Source organism: Nocardia abscessus NBRC 100374 (assembly GCF_000308455.1).
GTDB classification, from domain to species: Bacteria; Actinomycetota; Actinomycetes; order Mycobacteriales; family Mycobacteriaceae; genus Nocardia; species Nocardia abscessus.
Genome location: NZ_BAFP01000042.1, coordinates 44,131 through 50,961 on the forward strand (window position 1 = coordinate 44,131; position 6,831 = coordinate 50,961).

At 69.9% G+C, this 6,831-nt stretch carries 6 protein-coding genes and 1 pseudogene; 3 read left to right on the plus strand and 4 right to left on the minus strand.

From position 1 onward, the window contains the following. Nucleotides 1-168: 168 nt before the first annotated feature. A pseudogene (locus ON19_RS44650) lies at nucleotides 169-783 on the plus strand (Eco57I restriction-modification methylase domain-containing protein); the annotation flags it as partial. Nucleotides 784-1,926: 1,143 nt separating this feature from the next. Here ON19_RS44650 and ON19_RS40050 read toward each other — a convergent pair. Then, a complete protein-coding gene (locus ON19_RS40050; protein ID WP_083899241.1) occupies nucleotides 1,927-2,550 on the minus strand; it encodes a TetR/AcrR family transcriptional regulator in 624 nt (207 codons plus the stop codon). A 226-nt stretch (nucleotides 2,551-2,776) separates the two neighbouring features. On the opposite strand from ON19_RS40050, the gene ON19_RS09075 reads away from it, so the two are divergent. Beyond that, complete coding sequence (locus ON19_RS09075; protein ID WP_043688963.1) at nucleotides 2,777-3,589, plus strand: SDR family NAD(P)-dependent oxidoreductase; 813 nt, start codon at nucleotides 2,777-2,779, stop codon at nucleotides 3,587-3,589. 68 nt (nucleotides 3,590-3,657) lie between these two features. Next, nucleotides 3,658-4,704: a GAF domain-containing protein gene (locus ON19_RS09080; RefSeq protein ID WP_051168674.1), complete on the plus strand. Its 1,047-nt coding sequence runs from the start codon at nucleotides 3,658-3,660 to the stop codon at nucleotides 4,702-4,704. A 24-nt stretch (nucleotides 4,705-4,728) separates the two neighbouring features. Here ON19_RS09080 and ON19_RS09085 read toward each other — a convergent pair whose 3' ends face one another. The 3 genes from ON19_RS09085 to ON19_RS09095 all read right to left on the minus strand — a co-directional run bounded on the left by ON19_RS09085 (nucleotide 4,729) and on the right by ON19_RS09095 (nucleotide 6,620). Then, the gene (locus ON19_RS09085) at nucleotides 4,729-4,914 is read right to left on the minus strand and encodes a hypothetical protein (protein WP_043688967.1); all 186 of its coding nucleotides are present in this window, start codon (nucleotides 4,912-4,914) and stop codon (nucleotides 4,729-4,731) included. A 167-nt stretch (nucleotides 4,915-5,081) separates the two neighbouring features. Further along, nucleotides 5,082-5,597: a gamma carbonic anhydrase family protein gene (locus tag ON19_RS09090; RefSeq protein WP_043688994.1), complete on the minus strand. Its 516-nt coding sequence runs from the start codon at nucleotides 5,595-5,597 to the stop codon at nucleotides 5,082-5,084. 75 nt (nucleotides 5,598-5,672) lie between these two features. Then, nucleotides 5,673-6,620, minus strand: coding sequence for a GlxA family transcriptional regulator (locus tag ON19_RS09095; RefSeq protein WP_043688969.1), 948 nt, complete (start codon nucleotides 6,618-6,620; stop codon nucleotides 5,673-5,675). Between the last annotated feature and the right edge of the window lie 211 nt (nucleotides 6,621-6,831).

A 6,831-nucleotide genomic window follows, 5' to 3' on the forward strand; every position in this document is an offset into this window, starting at 1 on the left:
TTGTCAGTCCTATTTCGAGACCAAAGCTAGCATCGAACACTGCGACGCGAAAGCCGGGCGGCCGTGCGGTCGCCGAGGACGGGCGCGTCGAGCGCGACGCGCGCGGCCGTGTGATCCGGTTGTCCGCGTTGCGGCAATCGGCGCGGCGGGACGAGGCAGAATCCCGATATGGCGTCCGAAGCCCCCGCCGCGCGGGACCGCAAACGGCACGGCAGGCATTACACGCCCCCGGTGCTGGCCCGGTTTCTCGCACAGCGGCTGTTACGCCATGTCCCGCCCTCGGACGCGGGCGTGCTGCGCGTGCTCGATCCGGCCTGTGGTGACGGCGAGTTGCTGCTCGCGGTGCATCACGAGGTCGCGGCGCGATTCCCGGACACCCGGCTGGTGCTGACCGGCTACGACCTCGATGCCCGAGCGCTCGCGGTCGCCCGCGAACGCGCCGGTGCGGAAGGCATCGCCGCGCGATGGCACCGAGCCGACTTCCTCGCGGTCGAATCCCGGCTCCCGGACGCCTCGTTCGACGCGGTGATCACCAACCCGCCGTACGTGCGCACCCAGCAGCTGGGCGGATCGACCGCGCAGTTGCTGAGCAAGCGCTTCGGCCTGCGCGGCCGGATCGACCTGACCCATCCGTTCGTCGCGACGCTGCCTCGGTTGCTGGCCGACGGAGGCGTGCTGGGGTTGCTGTGCGCCAACCGCTTCCTGACCACCAAGGCGGGCGCGAACATCCGGCGGCTGCTGCTGACCGACCTGGCGCCGGTCGAGCTGTACGACCTGGGTGACACCAAACTCTTCACCGCCGCTGTCCTGCCTGCGATCACCATCGCGCGGCGCGGGAGCTATGGCGACGGCTGCCGCTATGTCTCCGCCTACCAGGTCAGCGGTGCGATACCCGGTGAGAAGACGCTTTTCGAGGCGCTCGCCGAACCGGACGGCTCGATTGTCGAGTTCAACGGCCGGACCTTCGCCGTGGAGGTCGGCGAGTTGGTGACGGCGACGCCCAGTGCTGATTCCGCAGCTCGGGGCGGCGAGAGTTCGACCGGCCGCGCGGCGACACGCGGTGGGCAGGCGCAGCGAGCGAATCGCCGGGACGTGTCCCACGAACCGGATGTCGCGTGGCGGATGTCGCACGACGCGGTCGATGCCTGGTTGACGAAGGTAGCGGCGGCGACCTGGCGCACTTTCGGTGATCTGGCACGTATCCGGGTCGGCATCAAGACGACCGCCGACCACGTGTTCATCTCCGACCGCTGGGCCGAAGCGCGACCATGCCCGGAATCGGAACTGCTGCTCGACCTGATCACCCACCACGACCTCGCGCCGTGGCGGGCTGTCCGCGTCCGCGACGTTCGGGTGCTGTATCCCTACGACCTGGCCCGTTCGCGCCGGGCGCCGATAGATCTGGCCGAGTTCCCCGGCGCCGCCGCGTATCTGCTGTCGCATCGGGAGACGCTGGCGGGGCGTCGCTACGTCGTCGAGAGCGGTCGCCCCTGGTACGAGATCTGGGTTCCGCAGCGTCCGCACTTGTGGCGCGAGCCGAAACTGGTGTTCCCGGATATCAGCGACCGTCCGCGTTTCGCGCTCGACAGCTCGGGCGCGGTGGTCAACGGCGACTGCTACTGGATCTCGCTGCCCGATCTGTCGGATGTGCCCGCCGAGGCGACGCGCTTGGCGTATCTGCTGATGGGCGTAGCCAATTCGGCGCTCGGGCTGCGGTTCTACGACGCGGTCTGCGGCAACCGGTTGTACTCGGGCAGGCGGCGCTGGATCACCCAGTACGTGTCGCGGCTGCCGGTGCCCGATCCGGCGGCCGCCCGGTCGGCGGAGGTGATCGACCTGGTACGCGAGTTCGTGCAGGGCCGGGCGCCGGACCCGGCGGCGCAAGCGGAACTGGACGATCGGGTGGCCGCCGCGTTCGGCGTGCGGTTACGCGCTGACCCGGACCCCGACCATCGGCAGCAGGGTGCGGCGGGCGAACTCGCGCGCGGCGGTCTGGTCGCTGACCGGGATCAGGCCGTCGGGGGTGAGGGCGAGCGAGAGGGCGAGCCGGGCCATGATCTCGGCGACCAGATCGGCGTCGAAGTCGTGCGTGCCACGGGCATCCCGTAGTCCGCGCAGTTTCTCGGCCAGGTAGTCACGGCCGACGGCGAGTATCGGTCCGGCTTCGGTGGTGAGGCGGGGCAGGATCAGGTCGGGTTCGGTGCGCAGCAGCCTGCGCAGCAGTTCGTTGCCCGCGATGGCGCGGATGAACGCGACGAAGATTTCGACCAGCTGGTCGTCGGTGCCGGAGACGGCATGCACCTGCTTGTCGATGGCGGCGACGAAGCGCTGCGCCTCCCGGACGCTGACCGCCTCGACGAGGTCGTTCTTCGATTCGTAGCGCCGGTACAGCGTGGCCGGGCTGATTCCCGCGCGGCGGGCGATCTCGCCCATGCTGGTCCGCTTGATGCCGAAGTCGAGGAATGCCGAGAGCGCGCTTTCCAGGAGCTTTTCCCCGTCGGCGACCGGCTTCTCCAGAATGCGCTGCAGTATGGGTGAGACGGTTGGCATCGGATCTCCAGTGGTTTCGGCGGCGGTGGCCGGCCCGTGGCCGGTAGACGCGGCATCGCGACGGGTGCGGGCGGGACGTCCATTATTTCATCGGTTCCGCACAGCGTGATCGGGCATTGCCCAACCGCGCCGTCCTCGGGCAATAGGTCGCATGTCCAGATTCGGCTGACTAGCCTGTGGATGGCGTCCGGCCGCACCATCGGCCGGTGCGGAAAGGGGTTGGGCCATGGGGTATTTCGCGGATCGCGTCGTGGCGATCACCGGTGCGGGCTCGGGTATCGGCCGGGAATTGGCCGTGGCGTTGGCTCGTGCGGGGGCATGGCTGGCGCTGTCGGACAAGTCGGCGGATGCCGTCGCCGAGACGGGCGTGTTGTGCGCCGCCGCGGGCCGGGAGCCCGAGGTGAGCACGGTGGACGTCACCGACCGCGCGGCCGTGTTCGGGTACGCGGAGCGGACCGTCGCGCGGTTCGGGCGGGTCGAGGCGCTGTTCAACAACGCGGGCATACTGCATGTCGGCAGCGTGCTGGAGTCACCGTTCAGCGACTTCGAACAGGTGATGGCCGTCGATTTCTGGGGTGTGGTGAACGGAACGAAGGCGTTCCTGCCGCATCTGCTGGCCGCCGAGCGCGCGCATGTCGTGAACATGTCCTCGGCCTTCGGATTGGTGGCGGTGGCGCGGCACGCGCCGTACAACGCGGCGAAGTTCGCGGTGCGCGGCTTCACCGACTCGCTGCGCCAGGAGATGCGGGCGGCGGGCGGCAACGTGCGGGTCACCGGCGTGTATCCCGGCGGCGTGCTCACCGGGATCGCCCGCTCGGCGAGTGTCGCGCCGGGTGTCGACGCGGCGCAGGTGGTGCGCCGATTCGAAGGGCACGTGGCGCGCACCGGTCCGGCCGCGGCGGCGCGGACCATTCTGCGCGGGGCGGCGCGCGGCGAGGCCAAGGTCCTGGTGGGACTGGACGCTGTCGTTGTGGACCTGGTCACAAGAGTCGCCGGGTCGTACCACGAGAAGGTGCTGGACATGGTATTCCGTTCCTGACCGCGCGCAGGGTACGCGGTCACGGATGGGGATGACGAAATGACAACTGGCCGAACGTATCTCACGTTATGGTGGATGATCGCCGCACTGCATCGTGGCGGCACGCCGAGGCGCGAGCGGTGACGAAGTGGATTCTCCTCGAGTGTTTTTCGGGTTCGCCTGGGCGAGTGATCGCCGTGGGGTCCACGCCGAAGTCGTTCGTGCCGCTGACCAATATCGTGCGCAACCCGCTGTCGCTGGCCGACGCGCGGGTGGCGCTGCGGCAGGCCTGCGCCACCGGTGCGCCGGTCGCGCGGGCCTCGGACGACGGCAGGCGCACGGTGCGGGCCGAGCCGCTGCTCATCGCGCCGCGGCAGGCGCATGCCGTGCGGCTGTGGGTGGGCCCGGCGCAGGAGCCGGTCGTCGCCGCGGACCCGATGGGCGCGTGGTACTTCGATCTCACGACCAACCGCTCGGTGCGTAGCGACGACCTGCTGGACCTGTACGGCGTCGCGCCGCGCGACCGCGCCGCCGAACTGGCCATCGCCGGCGCGTTCACCCGGCTGGTCACCAACCGTGACGAGAGCGAGGCGCTGGCCAAGATCGTCAACTCGGCGCCGGGCACCGAGCACCAGGCGGTCTGGACCATCCGGCGCGACGACGACGCTCTGCGGGCAGGCCACTTCGCCTGCCGGATCGTCGCCGAGCCGGACGACTCGGGCGTGCGGCACGTGCTGCTGCGCGGCGTGACCCAGGACATCGGCGCCGCCACCGCGGTCTCCGCGGCCCCGCCGCCGACGATCCTGGAGTACGCCGTGCTGGAGGCCGCCACCGAGCCGGGCGAATACCGCGCGATCGTCAATCTGCGCTCGTTGCGGCTGATCCGGTGGATCGGCGCGCCCATGCCGGAGATCGCCTGGGAGGACCTTCCCTGGCAGCCGAGACCGCAGATCCATCCGGACGATCTGGTCACCGCGCAGGCCATGTCGCGCGACCTGGCGCGGCATCGCACCGAGGGAACGGTGCGCTTGCGCCGTCTCGACGGGGGTTGGCAACGGGTGCGGGTACGGGCCGCGCTGATGGCGCTGGATCAGCACACCACGGCCGGACTCGCCACGGTCACCGCGGCATCATGAACCGCGGTGACCGTGGCGTCGAAGTCATTGGCGCGGCAGATCCAGCTCGGCCATTTCCTTCTCGATCGCATTCGCGGCGAAATCCACACCGCGCGAACGCAATTCATGAACCCGGCGCTGGAGTGCCTCGACTCCGCCGGGTTGGGCCGCGATGTCGGCGACGCTGATCCGGCCCATGGGCCGGTGCACGCCCGACTGCACGTACGACACCGTGTTACCTCCTGCCTGCACGCTCGCCCACCCACCGACCCGGGTGGGTTCACCACTGCGCTACAAGTCGCACGACAACCGTGTCGACAGGAGAGCCCGGGTCGCCGGGCACGCTGGCTGAATGCTATCAGCGATTTCTGCTGGACACTTGATCAGTGTGTTCTGTTTCACACCGCATTTCCCGTGCGATGTTGAGTTGTATTTGCTAGGTAGACAGTCGCATTCAGGCGAATGCGATCTTGTTCCTCGGGGCGGAGTTCCCGGCGCACCTTGCCGGGCACGCCCGCCACGAGCGAGCCGGGCGGAATCTGCGCGCCTTCCGGGATGAGCGCGTTGGCCGCGATCAAGCTGCCCGATCCGACGACGGCCCCGTTGAGGATGGTGGCGCCCATGCCGACCAGTACGTCGTCGCCGATCGTGCACCCGTGCAGGATCGCGTTGTGGCCCACCGACACCCCGGTTCCCACGGCAAGCGGGAAGCCCGGGTCGGCGTGCAGCACGCAGCCGTCCTGGATATTGCTGCGCGCGCCGACCTCGATCGTCTCCAGGTCGCCACGCAGCACCGCGCTGTACCAGATACTGACCTCGGCACCGAGTCGCACCCGGCCGATCACGGTGGCGTTCGGCGCGATCCACGCGCTCTCATCGATCTCCGGCGCATGCTCGCCCAGCTGAATCCGCATGCTCATGAACATAACGGGCGGGGCCGGGTGAGCGTCCGCAGCCCGCGCCGGGCCGGGCGAAGGCGAGGTGGCCGCTCAGCCGCGCCCCTGGAAGCTGGTGCGATGGGCGGCCGGGCTGGTGCCGAGAATGCGGTGGAAGTGGTGGCGCAGACTCACCGCCGTGCCGAAGCCGGTGTCGGCGGCGATGCGTTCCACGCTGTCGGCGGTGGACTCGAGTAACAGCCGCGCCCGGTCGGTGCGTTGCAGCAGCAACCACTGCTGCGGGCTGCTGCCGGTGCGGTCGCGGAAGCGGCGGGTGAAGGTGCGCCGCGACATGAGCGCGACCCTGGCCCAGCCGTCCAGGTCGATCGGGTCGCCGAGATGGGTCCGCGCCCAGACCATGGCGCGTTCGATCGGATCGTCCTGCGCGGCGTCGGGTACCGCGACCGGGATGTACTGCGCCTGTGAGCCGCTGCGGTGCGGTGCGGTGACCAGCGCCCTGGCCAGCTCGGTGGCGGCTTTGCTGCCCAGATCGCCGCGGACCAGGTGCAGGCAGCAGTCCAGTGCCGCGGCCACGCCGGCCGATGTCACCACGTCGCCCAAGTCCGACCACAGCGTGTCGGCGCGGACGCGGACCGCGGGAAACGCGCGGGCCAGTTCGGCGGCGGCGGCCCAGTGCGTGGTGACCTCGCGTCCGTCGGCCAGCCCGCTGGCGGCCACCGCCCAGGAGCCGAGGCACAGTCCGACGATCCTCGCGCCGCCCGCGTGGGCGGCGTGCAGCGCGGCGCGCAGGTCGTCCGACAGCGGCATGCCGGCTCGCCAGCTCGGGATCACGACCGTGTCGGCGCGGGTCAGCGTATCGAGGCCGTGCCGGACATCGATGTCGAATCCGGCGGGCGTGGCGAGGCTTCCAGGTTGCTCGGCGCACACGTCGACTCGATACGGCCCGGACCCGTCCACCCCTATCCGCCCGAAGACGAGGCTGGGTACCGAAAGATGGAATGGACTGATCCCGTCGTACGCGAAGACGGCTACGGTGCGCATGGCCCGATCTTAACGATCAGCGGCTCACGGGCCACTGTCGATCGGCGTGCGGGCCGCACAAGATCAATGGCATGAGCGACACGATCGAACGCACCACCCTGGAAGTCCTGCACGTCGGTGGCCCGACGCTGCGGTTCCGCTACGCCGGCCGCACGTGGCTGACCGATCCCACCTTCGACGAGCCCGGCGATTACCCGGGGCCGGTCACGCT

What these genes read in the sequence shown, in the direction of transcription:
- ON19_RS09090 (WP_043688994.1), bottom strand. Translation starts at nt 5,597, where the DNA reads ATGCGGATTCAGCTGGGCGAGCATGCGCCGGAGATCGATGAGAGCGCG.
- ON19_RS09075 (WP_043688963.1), top strand. Translation starts at nt 2,777, where the DNA reads ATGGGGTATTTCGCGGATCGCGTCGTGGCGATCACCGGTGCGGGCTCG.
- ON19_RS40050 (WP_083899241.1), bottom strand. Translation starts at nt 2,550, where the DNA reads ATGCCAACCGTCTCACCCATACTGCAGCGCATTCTGGAGAAGCCGGTC.
- ON19_RS09095 (WP_043688969.1), bottom strand. Translation starts at nt 6,620, where the DNA reads ATGCGCACCGTAGCCGTCTTCGCGTACGACGGGATCAGTCCATTCCAT.
- ON19_RS09080 (WP_051168674.1), top strand. Translation starts at nt 3,658, where the DNA reads ATGGTGGATGATCGCCGCACTGCATCGTGGCGGCACGCCGAGGCGCGA.